At 62.9% G+C, this 20,154-nt stretch carries 18 protein-coding genes; 11 read left to right on the forward strand and 7 right to left on the reverse strand.

Annotated elements, in window-relative coordinates; all coding sequences use genetic code 11:
* Positions 1 to 146: 146 nt before the first annotated feature.
* Positions 147 to 1,094, reverse strand: coding sequence for an AEC family transporter (locus tag AC0L25_RS16035; protein ID WP_473596391.1), 948 nt, complete (start codon positions 1,092 to 1,094; stop codon positions 147 to 149).
* 166 nt (positions 1,095 to 1,260) lie between these two features.
* On the opposite strand from AC0L25_RS16035, the gene AC0L25_RS16040 reads away from it, so the two are divergent.
* A complete protein-coding gene (locus tag AC0L25_RS16040) occupies positions 1,261 to 1,809 on the forward strand; it encodes a histidine phosphatase family protein (protein WP_473596392.1) in 549 nt (182 codons plus the stop codon).
* A 799-nt stretch (positions 1,810 to 2,608) separates the two neighbouring features.
* Here AC0L25_RS16040 and AC0L25_RS16045 read toward each other — a convergent pair.
* Positions 2,609 to 3,052 (reverse strand): hypothetical protein, encoded by a 444-nt coding sequence (locus AC0L25_RS16045; protein ID WP_473596393.1) that lies wholly within the window; start codon positions 3,050 to 3,052, stop codon positions 2,609 to 2,611.
* Positions 3,036 to 3,302, reverse strand: a complete 267-nt coding sequence (locus AC0L25_RS16050) for a hypothetical protein (protein ID WP_473596394.1) — start codon at positions 3,300 to 3,302, stop codon at positions 3,036 to 3,038. The genes AC0L25_RS16045 and AC0L25_RS16050 overlap by 17 nt, the downstream gene beginning before the upstream one ends.
* 214 nt (positions 3,303 to 3,516) lie before the next feature.
* Between AC0L25_RS16050 and AC0L25_RS16055 the strand changes: the two genes are divergently transcribed.
* The 5 genes from AC0L25_RS16055 (at position 3,517) to AC0L25_RS16075 (ending at position 8,448) form a co-directional block, all read left to right on the forward strand.
* Positions 3,517 to 3,798: an acyl carrier protein gene (locus tag AC0L25_RS16055; RefSeq protein ID WP_006335407.1), complete on the forward strand. Its 282-nt coding sequence runs from the start codon at positions 3,517 to 3,519 to the stop codon at positions 3,796 to 3,798.
* Positions 3,799 to 3,869: 71 nt separating this feature from the next.
* Complete coding sequence (locus AC0L25_RS16060) at positions 3,870 to 5,057, forward strand: beta-ketoacyl-ACP synthase (RefSeq protein ID WP_473596395.1); 1,188 nt, start codon at positions 3,870 to 3,872, stop codon at positions 5,055 to 5,057.
* 20 nt (positions 5,058 to 5,077) lie between these two features.
* Positions 5,078 to 6,349 (forward strand): beta-ketoacyl-ACP synthase, encoded by a 1,272-nt coding sequence (locus tag AC0L25_RS16065; RefSeq protein ID WP_473596396.1) that lies wholly within the window; start codon positions 5,078 to 5,080, stop codon positions 6,347 to 6,349.
* A gap of 37 nt (positions 6,350 to 6,386) precedes the next feature.
* Positions 6,387 to 7,415, forward strand: a complete 1,029-nt coding sequence (locus AC0L25_RS16070; RefSeq protein WP_473596397.1) for a zinc-binding dehydrogenase — start codon at positions 6,387 to 6,389, stop codon at positions 7,413 to 7,415.
* A gap of 37 nt (positions 7,416 to 7,452) precedes the next feature.
* The gene (locus tag AC0L25_RS16075; RefSeq protein WP_473596398.1) at positions 7,453 to 8,448 is read left to right on the forward strand and encodes a lipid A biosynthesis lauroyl acyltransferase; all 996 of its coding nucleotides are present in this window, start codon (positions 7,453 to 7,455) and stop codon (positions 8,446 to 8,448) included.
* Between the two features lie 276 nt (positions 8,449 to 8,724).
* Here the strand turns inward: AC0L25_RS16075 and AC0L25_RS16080 are convergent, their stop codons facing one another.
* The 4 genes from AC0L25_RS16080 to AC0L25_RS16095 form a co-directional block, all read right to left on the reverse strand.
* Entirely contained in the window at positions 8,725 to 9,504 is a 780-nt protein-coding gene (locus tag AC0L25_RS16080; protein ID WP_473596399.1) for an ATP-binding cassette domain-containing protein, read from the reverse strand.
* Positions 9,497 to 11,752, reverse strand: coding sequence for an ABC transporter permease (locus AC0L25_RS16085; RefSeq protein WP_473596400.1), 2,256 nt, complete (start codon positions 11,750 to 11,752; stop codon positions 9,497 to 9,499). The genes AC0L25_RS16080 and AC0L25_RS16085 overlap by 8 nt, the downstream gene beginning before the upstream one ends.
* A gap of 85 nt (positions 11,753 to 11,837) precedes the next feature.
* Positions 11,838 to 12,920: a substrate-binding domain-containing protein gene (locus AC0L25_RS16090; protein WP_473596401.1), complete on the reverse strand. Its 1,083-nt coding sequence runs from the start codon at positions 12,918 to 12,920 to the stop codon at positions 11,838 to 11,840.
* Between the two features lie 224 nt (positions 12,921 to 13,144).
* Positions 13,145 to 13,555, reverse strand: coding sequence for a L,D-transpeptidase (locus AC0L25_RS16095; RefSeq protein WP_473596402.1), 411 nt, complete (start codon positions 13,553 to 13,555; stop codon positions 13,145 to 13,147).
* Positions 13,556 to 13,779: 224 nt separating this feature from the next.
* Between AC0L25_RS16095 and AC0L25_RS16100 the strand changes: the two genes are divergently transcribed.
* The 5 genes from AC0L25_RS16100 to AC0L25_RS16120 all read left to right on the forward strand — a co-directional run bounded on the left by AC0L25_RS16100 (position 13,780) and on the right by AC0L25_RS16120 (position 20,142).
* On the forward strand, positions 13,780 to 15,060 hold the full coding sequence (locus AC0L25_RS16100) for an acetylornithine deacetylase/succinyl-diaminopimelate desuccinylase family protein (protein WP_473596403.1): 1,281 nt from the start codon (positions 13,780 to 13,782) through the stop codon (positions 15,058 to 15,060).
* A gap of 128 nt (positions 15,061 to 15,188) precedes the next feature.
* Positions 15,189 to 16,667 (forward strand): ABC transporter substrate-binding protein, encoded by a 1,479-nt coding sequence (locus tag AC0L25_RS16105; protein WP_473596404.1) that lies wholly within the window; start codon positions 15,189 to 15,191, stop codon positions 16,665 to 16,667.
* Between the two features lie 21 nt (positions 16,668 to 16,688).
* On the forward strand, positions 16,689 to 17,636 hold the full coding sequence (locus AC0L25_RS16110; protein ID WP_473596405.1) for an ABC transporter permease: 948 nt from the start codon (positions 16,689 to 16,691) through the stop codon (positions 17,634 to 17,636).
* Entirely contained in the window at positions 17,633 to 18,502 is an 870-nt protein-coding gene (locus AC0L25_RS16115; RefSeq protein WP_473596406.1) for an ABC transporter permease, read from the forward strand. Before AC0L25_RS16110 ends, AC0L25_RS16115 begins: the two co-directional genes overlap by 4 nt.
* Positions 18,499 to 20,142 (forward strand): ABC transporter ATP-binding protein, encoded by a 1,644-nt coding sequence (locus AC0L25_RS16120; protein ID WP_473596407.1) that lies wholly within the window; start codon positions 18,499 to 18,501, stop codon positions 20,140 to 20,142. The genes AC0L25_RS16115 and AC0L25_RS16120 overlap by 4 nt, the downstream gene beginning before the upstream one ends.
* The last annotated feature ends 12 nt before the right edge of the window (positions 20,143 to 20,154 follow it).

Below are 20,154 nucleotides of genomic sequence, written 5' to 3' on the forward strand. Positions count from 1 at the left end.
TGCGCAATGGCATCGATACCGGCACGCCTGGAGCCACTGCTCTTTACCTAGGGCAAGCTCCGCAATCAATCGCAAGATGGCATATAGGATTTGGGCCAGCTCAAGGCGAGGCCAAGTTGCGCCCGAATTGCTATCCAAACGCGCTGCTATCCAAACACGTGCACGACCACCGTCAGCCAGAACGCCGTGGTGACGACCGCGCAGGCGGTGGCAATGGTCATCTGGTTCGATGCCAGTGCCTGGCCGGTGTTGAACTGCGTCGCAATCAGGTAGGAATTGACCCCGGATGGCAGCGCGGCCGCCACGACCGCCACTTTCGCCGACAGCGGCGGCAGGCCAAACAGCCAGACCAGGCCGAGTGCAACGGCCGGCATCAGCAACAGCTTCAGCGCCGACAGTGCCAGCGCCGGCCGCACGTTGCCGGAGATGCCGAAACGGCACAAGCCAAGCCCCATGGCAAACAGCGCGACCGGTCCGGCGATGTTGGCCAACGCATCGACCAGCCGCACGGCCAGCGCCGGCAGTGGCAGCCCGGTGATACGCCATACCCATCCGGCCAGGATGCCGACGATCAGCGGATTGGAGAAAAGCTTTCGAAAGAAACGCCGGATGATGCGCACCGGATGCACGTGCTCGTCCCCGCGGCCAAAGATTTCAAACAGGATGATCGACGCCATGATCATCGTCGGCAGATGCACGGAAATCAGCAGCGACAGCACTTCGAATCCATTTGGCCCGAATGTGCCGAGGACGAACGGGATGCCGAGCAGGACGAGATTGGAAAAAGCCGACGACACGCCGCCGACTACCCCGGCCCGCGCATCGCGCCCGAACACCCGCGTGATGACCAAGTGGCCTGCGGTCCACGTCACTGCGGCGGCCGCGAAATAGGCTCCCCAAAACAACCAGGGCGCGGTGCCGTGGAAATCGGCGTTGACCATGGTGCGGAACAGAAGCAGCGGCATCGCCACCCCGACGGCGAATTCAGCGATGGCCTCGCCCGCCTCGGCCTTCAGATAGCCGGTGAGCCCGGCGAGATAGCCGAGCGCGACAAGGCCGAAGACAAAAAGGACGGTTTCGATGAGTGGAGACATTTTTCTCCTGATAGGCGAGCCGGGATTGCAGCGCAATCGCTCCGTCTTACGAAGCGGTCTGTTTTCGCAAACAGCCGGGATTGGTCGTGCCTTGTTTTTCAGCCGGCTTTGCCGTCCCTATAGGCGGTCACCGGACTCACCTCCGGTGACCGAAAAAGGACGTCTGATGCTTCGATTTATGCTGGCGCTATTGCTGCTCGTCACTCCCGCGTCGGCCCATGCGACTGAAGCCGGCTGGGCGCTGTTGCGCGACGGTGGACATGTGGTGCTGCTTCGCCATGCCATGGTCACCGGCACCACCGATCCGGCGAATTTCGACATCGAGAAATGCGCGACCCAGGTCAACCTCTCGGTGCGCGGCAAGCAGCAGGCGCGCAAGATCGGCGCGCTGTTCGCCGCGCGCGCCGCGCCAATCGAGCGCATGCTGTCCAGCCGCTATTGCCGTTGCCTCGACACGGCCCGCATCGCTTTCAGGGCGGAACCCGAACCGTTCGCGCCGCTTGACCTGCTGAAGACAGACGCGAGCGAGAAAGCCGCCCAGCTCGAGGCGATCATGAACGAGATCCGCAATTATTCCGGCTCCGACAATGTGGTCATGGTCACCCATCTGGAGAACATAATGGCCCTCACCGGCATCTCGCCGCGCGAAGGCGAAGCCGTGATCGTCGAGCCGCAAGGCGACGGCCTGCGCGTGCTCGGCCGCGTCACCTTCTAACCTGCGCCGGAGCCGGTTCAAACGTTCGCTAGTGGTGAAAATCCAGCGCTGGTACCCTAAGCGGAATACCGGGTTCGACCCTTCTCCGCCTTCGGAGAAAGCTGAAGGGGAAGCCGAGACCCAATGCGGTCGTTCAGCTGCGAGCGTCGCTGCTGGAGCTGCGTTAGCCAGTCGGAGGCTAATGGTATTTTTAATGGAACGCTAATATACATGGACGTCCGAATGAGCAGCGCCTGCCAAATGCTTGAGGAATGCCATGCGAAGATTAATCTTCACGGCAATGTGTATCGCCACCGCAACAGCCGCTAACGCCCATGATTGGTACGAAGGCAGGATTGACCCACAGACGAAATTCAAGTGTTGCGGTGGTTCTGATTGCCGCGCCATACCTCGGTCTTCGGTGCGGTCCAGGATAGACGGTGGTTACACTTATTTGCCACATAATTTCACCATCCCACGGGACCGTGTACAGGAATCCCCGGACGGCCAATACCATATCTGCGAGAGTACCTATGTCGTAACCAATCAGCTGTATTGGCGTTGCTTTTTCGCACCTCGTGTCAATGTCTCTCTACTTCTCCCACGTTAAGGTAAATACTGCGCGTCGTGGCCGGAATCGACATCTGCACGATGCGCAGCTGTGGCAAATTCGATCGCGCCGCTCGCTGCCCTGAACGGACGTTCGCGTTCGCTACACGGGAAAGCATCCGATAGCGGATTGTCCGGTCCTGGCGCATCTGGCTCGTTCCAGCAACCAATGCGGATGACCGCTAACCACCCGCTACCTTGCGTTAGATTTTCACGCTAGCAGCCAAGCGTCGATACGGAGCTTCCATCCCTCGATCATGTGCGCGAATGCCTCCTCCGTCAGTTCGGACAGATACGATCTTCCTGCCGCGTTCAGGGCAGTGAACGTGTAGCCAATCGACGCCTCCGTGCCTGCATCAGCGGCCGGCCGGCAAGCCACCTCGACAAATCCGAAACGCGAATCCGGCGTCACCCTGATATAGCGGATGCGATGCTCCACGGGGTCCCAGTCCGTGCAGGCCCAGAGCGTGGTCTCATCACCATGAGCGGTCCGGAAGACCATGCCCTGGCGCGTCTCCCCGTCCTGCGGATGCAGAAACTCCGGGTTCCAGCCGTCCACCCACAGGGTCTCTCCGATCGGCGTGAACAGTGGGAAGACGCGGTCGACCGGCCCCGAAAGCACGATGCTGTGGCTGCGCTCAAGATGGTTCGTCATCCCCCTCTCCGTTCGTTTCCGCCAAACGGTGGCTGTCCGCTGCGCCAAGCTCCATTCCGTAGATGCGCTTCAATTGGCCGATCGTTTCCAGGGTCGCCGGGGAAAACGGCGTCTGGCCTTCGAAGGCATGCAGCACGATGCCCTCGATTAGGTCACCCAGGCTCATGTCGCGGTGCTCGGCCAAGGCCTTGAGCACCTTCACCAGTCTTTTTTCCAGGCGCACCCCGGTCTGCACGCGTTGTATGGTCATACTTTTCCGTACCATGGTACATTGGTACATACAATGGTAGAAAGCGGATGGTTGCGGCATATCGCCGGGAGGGCGCCAACGGCACTTTCTTGCGTTTACGAAGTGGGTATCCCATCTGCGCCCGGCGTTCAGGCCTTTTCCTGCCCGGAAAAACCGATTAGACAGCGCGCAAACACATGCGGACAGATTCCGCCCGCAACCGAAGGAAAAGCCCTTGTCCACCACGTTCGACAAAGTCGCCAAGATCATCGCCGACACCAGTGAGATCGATATCGACACGATCACCCCTGAAAGCCACACTATCGACGATCTCGGCATCGACAGCCTCGACTTCCTCGACATCGTCTTTGCCATCGACAAGGAATTCGGCATCAAGGTGCCGCTGGAAAAGTGGACGCAAGAGGTCAATGACGGCAAGGCGTCGACCGACGATTACTTCGTCATGAAGAACCTGTGCGCCAAGATCGACGCTCTGGTCGCGGCCAAGAACGCCTGAAATGGTTCAGCCCGCGATCTTGTTGCGCCTTCAAGCCTGAGCCACGACAGCCGCCCCATGACCCATCGCCCATGAGCCCCCACCACGTCGTCATATCAGGCATCGGCCTTGTCTCTTCGCTGGGCGAAGGTCCGGATGCGCATTGGCGCAAACTCGCCCAACCCGGCCTGGAACCCGTGCTCGAAACATCGCGCTTCTCGCCCTACACCGTTCACCCGCTGCCGGAGATCGACTGGAACCTGCAGATCGCCAAGCGCGGCGACCAGCGGCAGATGGAAACCTGGCAGCGGCTCGGCACCTACGCCGCCGGCATGGCGCTCGACGATGCCGGCATCAAAGGCAATGACGAACTCTGCACGACCATGGACATGGTGGTGGCTGCCGGCGGCGGCGAGCGCGACGAGGCGGTCGACGCCGACATTCTCGCCGCTTCGGAAAGCCGCAACGACCGCGACGTGCTGCTCAACGAGAAACTGACCACCGAATTGCGGCCGACGCTGTTTCTGGCGCAGCTTTCCAACCTGCTCGCCGGCAACATCTCGATCGTCCACAAGGTGACCGGCTCGTCGCGCACCTTCATGGGCGAGGAAGGTGCCGGCGTCGCCGCCGTCGAGACGGCCGCCGCGCGCATCCGCTCCGGGCAATCGACGCATATACTGGTCGGCGGCGCCTTCCAGACCGAACATTCCGACATGCTGCTTGGCTATGAATTGGCCGGCTATCTGCATCGCGGCCCCTGGCAGCCAGTCTGGCAGAGACAGGGCGCCGAAGGCGGTGGCGTGGTGACTGGATCAGGCGGGGCGTTTCTCGTCCTGGAACAGCGCGAACATGCGATCAGCCGCGGGCGAAAGATCTATGCCGAACTCGGCCCGGTCATATCCGGACGCGCAAAACGCCGGCAGGGCGAACTCGACGCCGAGATTGCCGCGCTGCTCAGGCAGGCGGCATTGCCGAACGGCGAGTTGCTGACGATTTCGGGCGCATCGGGTGCCCATACCGCTACTGCCGCCGAGAAATCGGCGCTCGACGCCAATCCGGCGTTTGCCGCACGTGGCTTTTCGACGCTGACCGGCCACATGAAGGAAGCGCAGTTTCCCTTCGCCGTGGCGCTGGCGGCACTTGCTGTCGAACGCAAGGCCGCCTACCCGGCTTTTGACCCCGCCACCGAGAAGCCGTTCAACGGCGTTCCCAGGACCGTCCTTGCAACGGCGATCGGCTATCACCAATTCGAGGGCATGGCGTTGGTCAACGTCGCCTAGAGGGTGTCAGGGATAAAAGTATGGCCAATCTGAACGACCACATGGGCAGGCCGATCGTCGCCGTCACCGGCATCGGCGTGGTGACGTCGCTGGGCGTCGGCAAGGCCGATAATTGGGCAGCGCTCACCGCGGGCAAGTCCGGCATCCATCCGATCACCCGTTTTCCGGTCGACCATCTGAACACCCGCATCTCCGGCATGGTCGATTTCCTGCCGTCGAGTTCCAAGGGCGCCAGCCTTCTTACCTACGATCTCGCCGAGATCGCCGCGCAGGAAGCCGTGGCCGAAGCCGGCCTTAATTCGGGCGCTTTCGGCGGGCCGCTTTTCCTCGCCTCGCCGCCGGTCGAACTCGACTGGAGCGAGCGCTTTTCGCTCTACAATTCCGACAAGCACGACATCGGCGCCGAACGGCTGCTTCGGGTGGCGCGCGGCTTGAAGGAACTCGACGTCTTCGAGACCACCCAGTTCGGTTCGATCGCCGACCGGCTCGCCGACCGCTTTGGGACGCGCGGCCTGCCGATCACGCTGTCGACGGCCTGCGCCTCGGGCGCCACCTCGATCCAGCTCGGCGTCGAGGCGATCCGCCGCGGCGAATGCGACAGGGCGCTGTCGATCGGCGCCGACGGCTCGGCGACGGCCGAGGCGCTGATCCGTTTCTCGCTGCTTTCCGCGCTCTCCACGCATAACGACATCCCCGAAAAGGCGTCGAAGCCGTTTTCCAAGGATCGCGACGGCTTCGTGCTGGCCGAAGGCTCGGGCGCGCTTGTGCTGGAATCGCTGCAGGCCGCACTGGCCCGCGGCGCGACCATTCTCGGCATCCTGCGCGGCTGCGGCGAGAAGGCCGACGATTTCCACCGCACCCGCTCGAAGCCGGACGGCTCGCCGGCAATCGCGGCGGTTCGCGCCGCCCTCGCCGATGCCGGCTTGCGCGAAGACGAGATCGATTATGTCAACGCCCATGGCACCTCGACGCCGGAAAACGACAAGATGGAGCACCTGTCGCTGTCGACCGTGTTCGGCGAGCGGATCGGCTCGATGCCGATCTCGTCGAACAAATCGATGATCGGCCATACGCTGTCCGCGGCCGGCGCCGTCGAGGCCGCGTTTTCGCTGATGACCATGCGCGAAAGCGTCATCCCGCCGACCATCAATTACGACAATCCCGATCCGGCGATCGTGCTCGACGTGGTGCCGAACCAGAAGCGCAACGCCGAGGTCGGCACGGTGCTGTCGAACTCCTTCGGCTTCGGCGGCCAGAATACCTGCCTTGTCATGGCGCGGGAACCAGTCTAAGCGAGCCTTTTCCCGCTCAACAGAACCGACAGGCTCAATGCGCGCATTGCAACTTATCGAGGACCGCCGCCTTGAAACGGTGGACCTGCCGCCTCCGCCGCAGCCTGCGCTGGGCGAAGTGACGCTGCGCATCAAGGCCGTGGCGCTCAACCATATCGACGTCTGGGGCTGGCGCGGCATGGCCTTCGCCAAGCGCAAGCTGCCGCTGGTCGTCGGCGCCGAAGCCTCCGGCGAGGTCGAGGCGGTCGGCCCCGGCGTTTCCAGCCTTGTACCCGGGCAGCTGGTCTCGATCTATGGTGCGCGCACCTGCGGGCTTTGCCGTGCCTGCCGCGAAGGCCGCGACAATCTCTGCGAACATGTCTCGGGCGTTCACGGCTTTCATCTCGATGGCTTTGCGCAAGAGAAGATAAACCTGCCGGCGCGCTTGCTGGTCCCTGCCCCTCCCGGCGTGACGGACATTGGCGCGGCCGTCGCGCCCGTCACCTTCGGCACGGTCGAACACATGCTGTTCGACAATGCCAGGCTGCAGCCCGGCGAAATCATCCTCATCCATGCCGGCGGCTCGGGCATCGGCTCCGCCGCGATCCAGCTGGCGAAGAAAATGGGCTGCACCGTGATCACCACGGTTGGCTCAAACGACAAGATCGACAAGGCGACCGCGCTTGGCGCCGACCATGTCATCAACTATCGCGAGGACCGTTTCGAAGGCGTCGTGCGCAAGCTGACGAAGAAGAAGGGCGTCGATGTCGTCTTCGAGCATGTCGGCGCCGACACCTTTGCAGCCTCTATGCTGTGCCTGAAACGCGGCGGCCGCCTGGTGACCTGCGGCTCGACTTCGGGCGTGTCGACGCAGATCAATCTGATGCAATTGTTCCAGCAGCAGCTGAAGCTGCTCGGCTCCTTCGGTTGCCGCATGGAAAACATGGCAGACGCCATGCAGAAAATGGCGGCAGGGCTGGTTTCTCCGGTTATCGACACCGAAGTCGGCTTCGGCGACATCGAGGCCGCGCTGAAGCGCATGGAAGGCCGTGACGTGTTCGGCAAGATCATCCTGCGCGTCGGCTGACCGTGATGTTGCTGTCTAAAAACATCATGGGCTAGGAATGGTCGGCAACGCCTTCAAGAAGCTCCGCCGGGACTTGGCGTTCCGCCATGGCAGGCGGCTGCGCCAGTTCAACTACTGGCTGCTTGCGCGCGCCGCGATGACGATGATTTGGCTGCTGCGTCTGCTGCCGGTCGACAGCGCGCTCAATTTCGCCGACCGCGCCGCCCGCCGCATTGGTCCGTGGGTGGGACGCCATAACGTCGCCATCGCCAATCTGCGCAACGCCTATCCCCAGAAGAGCGACAGCGAGATCCAGGCCATCGCGTCCGACATGTGGGGCAACATGGCCCGCCTCGCTGCGGAATACATCTTTCTCGACGCCCTGTTCGACTACGATCCCGCCGCGACGAAACCGGGCCGCGTCGAGGTCAAGGGGGTCGAGCACTTCGTGCATATCGCCGAGGAACAAAAGCCGCATATCATCTTCACCGGGCATCTCGGCAACTTCGAACTGCTTCCGGTGGCGGCAGCCACTTTCGGCATGAACATCACGGCGCTGTTTCGCCCGCCCAACAACCCTTACCTCGCCGACTACATCCTCTCGACTCGCCGCTCGACCATGGGGTCGCTTCTGCCCTCTTCGACCGGCGCTTCATTCGCGCTGGCGGCGATCCTTGAGAAAGGCGGTAATATCGGCGTTCTCGTCGACCAGAAATTCTCGAGCGGGCTAGAAACAACATTCTTCGGCCGCCCATGCGAGAGCAACCGGGTTCTGGGCACCCTGGCGCGGCACTATGATTGCGATGTCTATCCGGCGCGCTGCGTGCGCTTGCCGGGCAACCGCTTCCGGCTCGAGATCGAGGACAAACTGACCTTGCCGCGCACCGCCGGCGGCAGTGTCGACGTCCATGCCACCACCCAGCTGCTCAACGACGTGGTCGAGCGCTGGGTGCGCGAGGATCCCGGCCAGTGGATGTGGTTCCACAAAAGGTGGGAGATCAGCGGCCCGCGCAGAAAGCGTCAACGGGCGAGACAGCGCGGCGAAGCCGCCTGAGCGGCAGGACAATGGGAGGCAGCGCAGGCGTGAACCGATTGCCCTGCAACTGTGGGTTGGTTTCGACTTGACAGGTGACGGCAGTTATGCTAGGAATTTAAGCATAATGTTGATCCGACGACCCGCCCGCTGAGGCGGGTTTTTTGTTTCGGCCGGATCGCTCGATGGCGGCCTGACAGCTTGTTTCAAGTTTCGGTCTTTCGGCGCGGCAAGTTTCACCCCAATCATTAAGCACGTCCGCAATGAAAGGGCCTGGAGAAAAGTGAAGCTGATCGGTCAAAGCCTCGCCTCATCGGCCGTAAGTGCGTGCTCTCGCGTGCCGGAGACGATGATCTCGAGGACCTCATGCTCGTCGGTGTTTTTGATGTAGCGATCGCCGACGTTCTCGCCGCGTTTCAGCACCATCACGCGGTCGCCCACAGCGAAGATGTCAACGAGGCGGTGGGAGATGATGATCTGGGCAACGCCCTGCTTTTTCAGTTCCAGCATGGTCTCGAGCAGCCGCTCGGTCGCCATCACCGAGAGATTGGCGGTCGGCTCGTCGAGGATCACCACGCGGGGCTGGAAGGAGATTGCGCGGGCAATCGCCACAGATTGCTGGCGACCGCCCGACAGGCTCTCGACCTTTTGATAGACGGAGTTCACGTCGACCTTGAGCCGCTTCAGCACGCTGTCGGCTTCCGCGTACATTTTCCGCCGATTGATGAAAACGCCCCTGCGCGGCCAACGACCAAGAAAGATGTTTTGACCAACATCCATATTCCCGCAAAGAGCGAAATCCTGGTAGATCATCTCGATGCCGGCGTCACGGCTTTCGTGCGGGCTCTTGAAGTGCACCGGCTGCCCGGCGACGAAGACCTCGCCGGCGTCGCGCTGGTAGGCGCCGGTCAGGATCTTCATCAGCGTCGATTTGCCGGCCGAGTTGTCGCCGACGAGGCCCAGGATCTCGCCGGGATAGAGCACGAGGTCGACGTTGCGGAGCGCCTGCACCGCACCGAAGGCTTTTTCGATGCCCCGCATTTCTACGATCGGTGCAGGCGTGGTCGGGTCACGCATGGGTGGTCTCCGCCGTTCTTGTGCGCCGCGCGAGGCGCGCCCGCAGGCGGCCGAAGATGTTGGCCTGGCGCACCCAGATGTCGATCAGCACCGCCACAATCAGGATGCCGCCGATAAAGACGTTGATCCAGTGCTGCGGCATGGTGAAGCCCTGGACGTTGAGCTGCAGCAGCGCCCGGATCAGGGTGATTACCGCCGCCCCGGCAAGCGCCCCGATCACGGTGCCGTAGCCGCCGAAGATCGAACCGCCGCCGATGATCACCGAAGCGATGGCGTCGAGCTCGCGGAACTGGCCGGCCACCGGGTTGAAGCTGCGGAAGTAGGCGACGTTGATGATCCCGGCCATTGTCGCGCAGAGCGCCGCCAGCATAAGCGCGAGGAACCGCACCCGGTTGGTGTTGATACCGGCATAAGCGGCGGCGCGAATGTTGCCGCCGGTCGCATAGACCTTCTGCCCGAACGGCATGTAGGCAAGCACGACGCCGGCAATGACGGCGACGAACAGCATCCAGATGGTCTGGACGCTCACCACCTCGGCGATCGAGCGCAGCAGCCCGTCCGGCAGCGAGATGCGGTAGTGCAGCAGGATGTCGTTCACCTTGCGGCCAAGCAGGTTGTAGCCCTCGGGCCAGCCGGTGAGCTGCTGCCCGGCGACGAACCAGGCGGCGAGGCCGCGGGCGATGTAGAACATGCCGAGCGTGGCGATGAAGGCCGGCAGCTTGAAGCCGACGGTGACGATCGCGTTGACGAGGCCGGCGCACATGCCCGCGAGCAGGCCCATCGCCACGGCGGTCACGGGGTCGGCGCCAAGGACCTTGAGGAAATAGGCGGCGGTGCTGCCGGCGAGGGCGAGCACCGCCCCGACGGAGAGGTCGATATCGCCGGCGGCGATGACGTAGGTGAGCCCGATGGTGATCAGCGCAAGCTCGGTGTAGTTGAGCAGGATCGCGAAGCTGTTGGACAGGTTCCACCAGTAGTCCGGCCGGAGCGCGAGGCCGGTCAGCCACAGGAGCGCGGTCAGGATGATGGCGAGCGCGTCGCGCCGGGCGAGGAACTTGCCCAACCCGCTGGCCGACAGCGCCATGTCGGTCGCCATCGCCCCCTTGGTCTGCACCCCCTCGATCGCGATGCCGCCGATCTCGTAGGCCGGTGGCGGCGGCTGGCCGCGGAGCCAGGCCCAGAGGCGCCCTGCCACCTGGCGGCGGATGAGATAGGGCTCGATGAGCACCGCGACGACGAGCAGCAGCCCGAGGAACACCGGCACCGCGCCGACCGGTAGCGAGAAAACGGCGTTGACCGTGATCTCCTCGTCGCCGATCTTGATGGTGCGCGTGATCGGCCAGCCTTCGCGCAGCACCTTGTCGAGCAGCACCACCAGCAGGGCGCCAAGGCAGGATCCGGCGACCCGGCCGCGGCCGCCGAGGATCGAGGCGCCGCCGATGATCACGGCGGCAATGACGGTCAGCTCACCGCTAACGCCGTAGAGGGGCGTCACGCCCTTGTCCTGGGCAGCTGACATCAAGCCGGCTAGCGCCGCGCAGAGCGAGGAGATCAGGAAGGCTCGGATGCGCACCCAGTTGGTCGGGATGCCGGCATAGGACGCCGCCTGCTCGTTGCCGCCGGTGGCGAAGGTCTCGTAGCCCCAGCGCGTCTTGGCGAGCACATAGGCGCCGATCACAGCGACAACGACGAAGATCACGATCTGGTTGTTGAAGCCGAGGAGGTTAGTCTCGCCGAGGTGAAAAAAAAGCGGATAGCCGGTCGCCTTGGCAGGATAGTAGATCGCCTGGCCGTGAGTGAGCGCCAGCACGAAGCCGCGGCCGATGAAAAGTATCGTCAGCGTGGCGATGAACGCCGGCACCTTCAGGATGGTGACGAGCACGCCGTTGATCAGCCCGATCACCGTGCCGAGAAGCACGCAGAGGATCACCGACGTGACGACGCCGAGGTCGAGGAAGCTCGGCGCGAACAGCCTGGCGAAGACGACGGCGACTAGGCCGTAAGTTGAGCCGACCGAAAGATCGAGGTCCTTGTTGACGATGACGAAGGTCACTCCGACCGCGATGATGGCGACCCGCGAGGTGTCGCGGAGCAGCGAGTGAAACGCCCCTGTCGACCCGAAGAACGCGGGATTGACGAGAGCGCCGCCGAGATAGAGCAGCAAAAGCAAGGCAACGAGCCCCACCTCCCAGCCGCCGACAATCTGGGACGGCGCACGGCCGAGCGATGTGGTCGCGGTAAGCGCCATGGTTTCTTCTGGTCGATTTCCCTGCTGCCGCATTTGCGGGAGAGCTTGCGCCCTCCCGCAATGATTTCAGACCTTCCGAGCGGACTCAGTTCTCGAAGCGCTTGCCGACGTCCTCGACGGTCTCCTTCGTCACCAGTTGGGCACGTGTGTCGAGGTTGGCCGCCGCGATACCGCGATCGATCTCCAGATAGAGCTGCATGACCGGCCAGAAGCCCTGCAAGAAGGGCTGCTGCCCGAGCGCGCCGGTCAGATCGCCGCTCTTCATCGCATCCTGCTGGGCCGGGCCCAGGTCGAAACCGTAGGCGCAGATCTTGCCGGTCAGTCCGGTCTGAGCGACGGCCTTGGCAAGCGCCGGCGTGAACACGTTGTTGCCGGCGAACGCGCCAACGACGTCGCCTCGCGATTCGAACAGCGTCACGATGCCGTTCACCGGGTCATTCGGATTGGTGTCGATACCGGTGTTCTCCGGACCCGCGTCGACCTTGAAGGCATCGAGCTTGCCGGCATCCTTCAAGCCCTTGACGATGGCGTTGAAAGCCGAAGTGACGCGGTTGTTCACCTCGATGTTGCCCATTGCGGTCGACGACGGCAGGACGATCGAACCCTTCTCGATACCCTTGTCCGCGAGGCACTTGACGAGCGCCTCGCCGGCGATTGCGGCAGCGGAGGCGTCCTGGCCGGTGTGGCCGATGCTGCTGCGGTTGAGGAGCGTGCCGTCAAAGGAATTGGTCGTAGCGACCGGTATGCCCTTCGCCTCCGCGGCCTTGACGATGTCGTTATAGGCGCCGACCTGGGGCGTTGTCATGATCAGCCCGTCGATCGTCGGATCCTGCACGATCTGGTTCAGGATTTCGATCTCGCGGGCAGGGTCGTCGGTCGGCGATTCCGAGCCGAGCAGCAGAACCTTGGCGCCGATCATGTTGCCGGCGACTGTCGCGCCGACGTAGACCGGATCGAAGAAGCCATTGCCGGCAGTGTGTGTCACGATAGCGAATGTGAGGTGACCATCGGCCGAATGGAAGTCCTTGGTACCGGGGGCCTCCTTTGCGGCTTCTTCGAAGCTGTAGCCGCCGACCGCCTTATCGACGCCGCCCGATTGTGCGTAGGCGTTCGATACGCCGAGCGATAACGCCGCGGCACCCGCCGCGAGCGAGAAAATGCGTTTCATGATTATCCTCCCTTGCAACCAACGGTCGGAAGCCGTTCAGGCGCACTATTCAGGGATTCCGAATGCTTCCTCCCACCCGGTATATTCTGCCCAAAGCTCGCCCACGTAAATAGTGCTCCCACTTTCCCCGACGAATTGGTTCAGAGCGGAAAAGCCGGCGTCGCTTCACAAGAAGCGCCCGTTCTGACTTCTTGTAGGAACCGCGAGCTTGCAACCACCTAAAGTTAGTTGGTCACGACGATCCGCGTGTTGCGGAATCCGGCTTGCCGCACCATCGAATAGAAAGCGGCGGCATTGGTTGGGTGCAGCCGGACGCAGCCATGCGAGACCGGGCGTCCGAGAGATCTCACCGCGCCCGTGCCATGGATGGCATAGCCGCCGCGGTAGAACACCGAATGAGGCATCGGCGACATGTCATATTTGCGCGAATACCACATCCGTGCCGTTCGTTGCGGCCGGTAGCTGCCGCGCGGCGTGATATAACCCTTGCGCGCCGTGGATACGCGCCATCGGTAAACCGCCTGACCGTATCTTACAGTCATCGTCTGCGATGACACGTCGATCCTGGCAACCAGCTTGGCTGCCCAGCCCTCGACCGAAGAACCGAACAGCATCGTCACCAGTAACGCTGCCATGAGAACGGTCTTTTTTCATGCGATCAAACCCCTTTGATTGCCCTTGCCTGCCTGCCTTCACGCTATTCTTGATTTTCTAAATGGCAAGTGAGGTAACCACATACTCCTTGACGAATTCGCCAATCCAAAGCAGCGAATTTGAACGATTTCCCGTGATAGTTGCCGTAACGACAACAGGCTTGCCAAAGCGCGTCGTTGCCTGCTCAATTCACCGAATGAACAAAATGAGTGAACGGCTCCTGAAAGCGGTCGATGATCGGGTCAACGATCTGGTCGCGTTGACCGCTGACCTGATCCGCTTTCCGACCATCAATCCGCCCGGCGAAGCCTACCGGCCATGCGCCGAATACGTCGGAGCGCGGCTGAAGAAGCGCGGTTTCGAAGTCGAATTCATCCGCGCCGAAGGCACGCCCGGCGACACCGATCGCTACCCGCGCGTCAACGTCGTCGCCCGCTTCGATGGTCGCTCGCCCGGCGCCTGCGTGCATTTCAACTCGCATATCGACGTGGTCGAAGCCGGCGACGGCTGGAGCCTCGATCCGTTCGCCGGCATTGTCAGGGATGGCAAGGTCTATGGCCGCGGCGCCTGCGACATGAAGGGTGGCTTGGCCTCATCGATCATCGCCGTCGAAGCCTTCACGGAGGTCTTCCCCGATTTTCCGGGCGCCATCGAAATATCGGGCACGGTCGACGAGGAGTCCGGCGGCTTTGGCGGCGTCGCCCATCTGGCCAAATCAGGCTATTTCTCCAAGCCTAAGGTCGACCACGTCATCATCCCCGAGCCGTTGAACAAGGACCGCATCTGCCTTGGCCATCGCGGCGTGTGGTGGGCGGAGATCGAGACCAAGGGCGAGATCGCGCACGGCTCGATGCCGTTCCTCGGCGACAACGCGGTGCGCCATATGGGCGCCGTGCTAAGCGCTTTCGAGGACGAGCTGTTCCCAGCGCTCGACCGCAAGGTGACGCGCATGCCGGTCGTGCCCGAGGGGGCAAAGCGCTCGACCATGAACATCAACTCGATCCACGGCGGCCAGACCGAGGATTTCCGGCCCGGCCTGCCCTCGCCCAACGTGCCCGATTCCTGCCGGCTGACCATCGACCGCCGCTTCCTGCTCGAAGAGGACCTCGGCACGGTCAAAAGCGAGGTGACTGACATCCTCGACCGGCTGAAGCGCGAGCGCAAGAAATTCGACTACGAGATCCGCGATCTCATGGAGGTGCTGCCGCTGATGACCGAGCGCGATGCGCCGGTGGTGAAAGCGGTGGCGCAAGGCATCATGGCGATATTCGACCGCGAGCCCGACTACGTGATTTCACCCGGCACCTACGACCAGAAGCACATTGCCCGCATCGGCCACATCTACGACTGCATCGCCTATGGCCCGGGCATTCTCGACCTCGCCCACAGGCCCGACGAATGGGTGGGGATATCAGACATGGTCGAATCGGCCAAGGTGATGGCGATCGGGCTCAACGTGCTGCTCAGGGGCGCGGGCGCTCGGTAGTCGGTGATGGCGGAAAAACATTCCTGCCGGCGCTGCCGGAAAGCACGAAACGCAATTTACTCCTCGGCGAAATCACGCTTCTATCCATCGGGTTTTGAGGATTTTTTTGATCATATCGGAGCTGCACGATGAAATTGTGGAAAACCATTCTCACAGCTGCGGGCCTGGTGCTGGCCACTGGCGCCTCGGCGTTTGCCGCCCGGACCGATCTGGTCATCGGCATCACGCTCGAACCGCCGCATCTCGATCCGACCGCGGGTGCTGCGGCAGCAATTGATGAAGTACTTTACGCCAATGTGTTCGAGGGGCTGACCCGCATCGGTCCGAGCGGCGAGGTGATGCCGGATCTCGCCGAAAGCTGGACCATTTCCGATGACGGCAAGGTCTACACCTTCAAGCTGCATACCGGCGTCAAATTCCATGACGGCACCGACTTCAATGCCGACGACGTGAAATTCTCGCTCGACCGCGCCCGTGCCGACAACTCCGTCAACGCACAAAAGGGCCTGTTCGCCGCCATCGATACGGTTGAGGCGGCCGATCCGGCGACGGTCAGGATCACGCTGAAGAACCCGCAAAGTTCGTTCCTCTACAATATGGGCTGGGGCGACGCGGTCATCGTCGCACCGGAGACAGCCGACACCAACAAGGAAAAGCCGGTCGGCACCGGGCCGTTCAGGTTCCAGAACTGGGCCAAGGGCTCCTCGATTACGCTAATTAAGTCCGACACCTACTGGGGTGCCCCGGTCTCCCTCGACAAGGCGGAATTCCGCATCGTTCCCGATGCCGCGGCCGCGGTGCCGGCGCTGCTTTCCGGCGATGTTCAGGCCTTCCCTTTCTTTGACCCCGACAGTGTCGCCCAGGTCCAGGGCGATCCGCGCTTCAAGGTGGTGATCGGCTCGACCGAGGGCGAAACCATCCTTGCGATCAACAACAAGAAGCCACCTTTCGATAAGCTGCAGGTCAGGCAGGCGATCTCGTTTGCGCTCGACCGCAAGGCGATCATCGACGGCGCCTCGGCCGGTTTGGGTGTGCCGATCGGCTCGCACATGTCGCCCGCCAACAAGGCCTATGTCGACCTCACCGGCCTCTACCCGCACAATGTCGAGAAGGCGAGGGAACTCTTGCAGGAAGCCGGCCTGGAGAACGGCTTCAAGGTGATACTGAAACTGCCGCCGCCTTCCTATGCGCGGCTTGGCGGCGAGATCATCGCGTCGCAGCTTCGCGACGTCGGCATCCAGCTGGAAATCGTGCCCGTGGAATGGGCGCAGTGGCTGGACCAGGTCTTCACCAAGAAGGACTACGACCTGACGATCGTCTCCCACACCGAGCCCAACGACATCGATATCTATTCGCGCAAGGATTATTACTTCAACTACGACAATCCGATGTTCGACAAGATCATCGCCGATCTGAACCACACCTCCGACGAGGCCAAGCGCATGACGCTGCTGGGCGAGGCGCAGAAGATACTGGCCGATGATGCCGTGGTCGGCTTCCTCTACGAATTGCCGAAAGCCGGCGTCTGGGACGCCAAGCTCGAGGGCTTTTGGGAAAACGCCCCGATCCAGGCCAACGACCTGACCAAAGTGAAGTGGACGGAGTGAGGCAGCAGCGGTCCTTCCACCATGACTGCCTATCTCCTCAAGCGCCTTGCCGTCGCGCTGATCACGCTGGTTCTGGCCTCGATGGTGGTCTTCGCCGTGCTGGAGATCATTCCCGGTGACCCGGCGCGGCTGATGCTGGGCATGAACGCCAGCGCCGACCAGATCGAGTTGCTGCGTAACCAGATGGGTCTCAACGCGCCTCTTCCCGCGCGCTATCTGCACTGGGCGGGCGGATTGCTGAGTCTCGATTTCGGCCGTTCCTACACCTATTCGGTACCGGTCATCGACCTGGTCGGCGAGCGCGTCGTCGTCTCGCTGCCGCTGGCGCTGATTGCGCTGGCGCTGTCCACCATCATTGCCATTCCGGTCGGGCTGTTTTCCGCCGGCCGGCACGGACGGGCAGGCGACACGATTGCGATGGGTGCCGCCCAGCTTGGCGTCGCCGTGCCGAACTTCTGGTTCGCGCTGATGCTGATCTACCTGTTCGCCGTCTGGCTGCGGCTGGTGCCATCAGGCGGTTTTCCCGGTTGGAGCGCCGGCGTCTGGCCGGCGCTGAAATCGCTGTTCCTGCCGGCGATCGCGCTCGCTCTGCCGCAAGCGGCGATCCTCGCCCGCGTCACCCGCTCGGCGCTGATCGAAGTGCTGAACGAGGACTATATCCGCACCGCCCGCGCCAAGGGCCTGCCCTATCGCGCGGTGCTGTGGCGGCACGCGCTGCGCAACGCCATGATCCCGGTGCTGACCATTCTCGGCCTGCAATTCGCCTTTCTGCTCGCGGGCACCATCATCATCGAAAACGTCTTTTACCTGCCCGGCCTTGGCCGGCTGGTGTTCCAGGCGATCACCCAGCGCGACCTGATCGTCGTCGAAAGCGTCGTCATGCTGCTGGTCGCCGCCGTCATCGCGGTCAACCTGCTCGTCGATCTCTCCTATGCGGTCGTCGATCCGCGCCTGAGAAGCCGCCAATGACGCTGCGCTTCGACATCCCAGAAGAAAATTTTGCCGACATTCTCGTCAAGGCCTTCACCAACCGCTCGTTCCTCGCTGGCTTCTTCATCACCATAGTGGTGGCAGCGGTCGCCATTGTCTCGTTCTTCTGGACGCCTTTTGACGTCACCAGGCTGGTCATCGCCGACAAGACCCAGGCACCCTCGCCGGCCCACTGGTTCGGCACCGACCATTTCGGCCGCGACATTCTTTCCATGATCATGGTCGGCGCCCGCAACTCGATCGCTGTGGCGCTGGTGGCGGTCGGTATCGGCATGGGTGTCGGCGTGCCGCTCGGCGCACTTGCGGCGGCGCGCGGCGGCATCGTCGACGAAGTGGTGATGCGGCTGAACGATCTCGTCTTCGCCTTCCCTGCCCTGCTGTCGGCGATCATGATCACCGCCATCTTCGGGCCGGGCGCGCTCAACGCCATCATCGCCATCGGCATTTTCAACATCCCGGTCTTCGCCCGTGTCGCCAGGGCCGGTGCGCTGGCGATCTGGCCGCGCGAATTCATCCTCGCCGCGCGCGCCGCCGGCAAAGGCAAAACACTGATCACGCTGGAGCATGTGCTGCCCAACATCGTCACTTTGCTCCTGGTGCAAGGCACCATCCAGTTCGCGCTCGGCATCCTGGCCGAAGCCGGGCTTTCCTATGTCGGGCTCGGCACACAGCCACCGATGCCGAGCTGGGGCCGGATGCTGTTCGATGCGCAGACCCGCATGGTGGCGGCGCCGTGGATGGCGATCTTTCCAGGCATGGCGATCGCAATCACCGTGCTTGGCCTGAACCTGCTCGGCGACGGTATTGCCGACATCCTCGATCCCCGGTCGCGGCGGCAGCGATGAGCCTGCTCGAAATCGAGAAACTGTCGCTGACGATCGGCGACACGCCGATCCTGAGGGATGTCGAGCTCTCAGTTGCGCCCGGCGAGGTGATGGGACTGGTCGGCGAATCCGGTTCAGGCAAGTCGATTACCGCGCTGACTGTGATGCGGCTTCTGCCCTGGGCGGCGCGCGCTACCGGGCGCGTCACCTTCGACGGCATCGACATCCTCGCGGCCAACGAAGACCAGATGTGCGCGTTGCGCGGCGACGATATCGGCATGGTTTTCCAGGAGCCGATGACGGCGCTGAACCCGGTCAAGACCATTGGCGAGCAGGTCGCTGAAGGCATACGCTGGCACACCAGGGCAAGCCGTGCCAACGCCGAGGACCGCGCGCGAAAAATGCTCGACCGGGTCGGCCTGCCCTCAGCGCAATTCCCGCTGTCGCGCTATCCGCACGAGCTTTCCGGCGGCCAGCGCCAGCGCGTCGTCATCGCCATTGCCTGCGCACTGAAACCCAAGCTGCTGATCGCCGACGAGCCGACGACGGCGCTCGACGTCGTGCTGCAGGCGCAGATCCTCGACCTGTTGCGCGACCTGGTCGCAGAAAACCGCATGGGCCTGCTGTTGATCTCGCACGACCTTGCGGTGGTGACCGAAATGGCGGAGCGCATCACCATCCTGCGCCACGGCGAAGTGATGGAGGCCGGCGACACGGCGCGTACCTTGTCAGAACAGCTTCATCCCTACACGCGACAACTGGCGCAGGCCTCGACGCATGTGCCGGCGCGTGCCAGAACACACGAGGTCGGCCAAGACAACCCCCTGCTCCAGGTTGCCAAACCTCTTCTTCAGGTAGACCGCGTGACGCGGGACTATCAGGGACGCCGCAAATCGCTGTTGAAGCGGGCGGCCCCGATCCGCGCCGTCGACGATGTCTCGTTCTCGATTGATCCCGGCCAGTCGGTGGCGCTGGTCGGGCGTTCCGGCTGCGGCAAGTCCACGCTTGCCCGCATGGTGTTGGCGCTGGACGGGCCGACATCGGGAACGATCCGGTTTCGTGGGCAAGACATCGTCGGCAAGGGCGAGGCGGAGCTTAAGCCGGCGCGCCGCGACATGCAGGTGGTGTTCCAGGACCCTTACGGCTCCTTCGATCCGCGCCAGAAGGTCGAAAAACTGGTCGCCGAGCCGCTGCATGTCTTGGAGAAGAAGCCGACGAATACGGAGCGGCGCGAGATGGTGGCAAAGGCCTTGCACGAGGTCGGCCTCAGCCCACGCGACATGGACAAATATCCGCACGAGTTTTCGGGTGGCCAGCGCCAGCGCCTGTCGATCGCCCGCGCCATCATCACCCGCCCCAAACTGGTCGTCGCCGACGAGCCGGTCTCGGCGCTCGACGTCTCGATCCGCGCCCAGATTCTCGACCTGTTCGCCGAGCTCAACCAGAAGCTAGGCGTTGCCTATCTGTTCATCACCCACGATCTGACCGTTGCCCGCGCCATCACCGACCAGGTGATGATCATGCATGACGGCAAGATCGTCGAGCGCGGCAGGACGAGCGAGGTTCTCGACCATCCGCAGTCCGAAGCCGCGAAGGCGCTGGTCGCTGCCGCCCCAGACCTGCACCGCGCGATTGCTCGGCGGTTACAGGAACAGGGCTGAACAGCCGACCGT

It is taken from the genome of Mesorhizobium sp. WSM4813, from assembly GCF_055811555.1.

Coding starts and splice junctions, on each gene's coding strand:
- AC0L25_RS16035 (WP_473596391.1), bottom strand. CDS start 1,094: ATGTCTCCACTCATCGAAACCGTCCTTTTTGTCTTCGGCCTTGTCGCG.
- AC0L25_RS16040 (WP_473596392.1), top strand. CDS start 1,261: ATGCTTCGATTTATGCTGGCGCTATTGCTGCTCGTCACTCCCGCGTCG.
- AC0L25_RS16045 (WP_473596393.1), bottom strand. CDS start 3,052: ATGACGAACCATCTTGAGCGCAGCCACAGCATCGTGCTTTCGGGGCCG.
- AC0L25_RS16050 (WP_473596394.1), bottom strand. CDS start 3,302: ATGACCATACAACGCGTGCAGACCGGGGTGCGCCTGGAAAAAAGACTG.
- AC0L25_RS16060 (WP_473596395.1), top strand. CDS start 3,870: ATGAGCCCCCACCACGTCGTCATATCAGGCATCGGCCTTGTCTCTTCG.
- AC0L25_RS16065 (WP_473596396.1), top strand. CDS start 5,078: ATGGCCAATCTGAACGACCACATGGGCAGGCCGATCGTCGCCGTCACC.
- AC0L25_RS16070 (WP_473596397.1), top strand. CDS start 6,387: ATGCGCGCATTGCAACTTATCGAGGACCGCCGCCTTGAAACGGTGGAC.
- AC0L25_RS16075 (WP_473596398.1), top strand. CDS start 7,453: ATGGTCGGCAACGCCTTCAAGAAGCTCCGCCGGGACTTGGCGTTCCGC.
- AC0L25_RS16080 (WP_473596399.1), bottom strand. CDS start 9,504: ATGCGTGACCCGACCACGCCTGCACCGATCGTAGAAATGCGGGGCATC.
- AC0L25_RS16085 (WP_473596400.1), bottom strand. CDS start 11,752: ATGGCGCTTACCGCGACCACATCGCTCGGCCGTGCGCCGTCCCAGATT.
- AC0L25_RS16090 (WP_473596401.1), bottom strand. CDS start 12,920: ATGAAACGCATTTTCTCGCTCGCGGCGGGTGCCGCGGCGTTATCGCTC.
- AC0L25_RS16095 (WP_473596402.1), bottom strand. CDS start 13,555: ATGGCAGCGTTACTGGTGACGATGCTGTTCGGTTCTTCGGTCGAGGGC.
- AC0L25_RS16100 (WP_473596403.1), top strand. CDS start 13,780: ATGAGTGAACGGCTCCTGAAAGCGGTCGATGATCGGGTCAACGATCTG.
- AC0L25_RS16105 (WP_473596404.1), top strand. CDS start 15,189: ATGAAATTGTGGAAAACCATTCTCACAGCTGCGGGCCTGGTGCTGGCC.
- AC0L25_RS16110 (WP_473596405.1), top strand. CDS start 16,689: ATGACTGCCTATCTCCTCAAGCGCCTTGCCGTCGCGCTGATCACGCTG.
- AC0L25_RS16115 (WP_473596406.1), top strand. CDS start 17,633: ATGACGCTGCGCTTCGACATCCCAGAAGAAAATTTTGCCGACATTCTC.
- AC0L25_RS16120 (WP_473596407.1), top strand. CDS start 18,499: ATGAGCCTGCTCGAAATCGAGAAACTGTCGCTGACGATCGGCGACACG.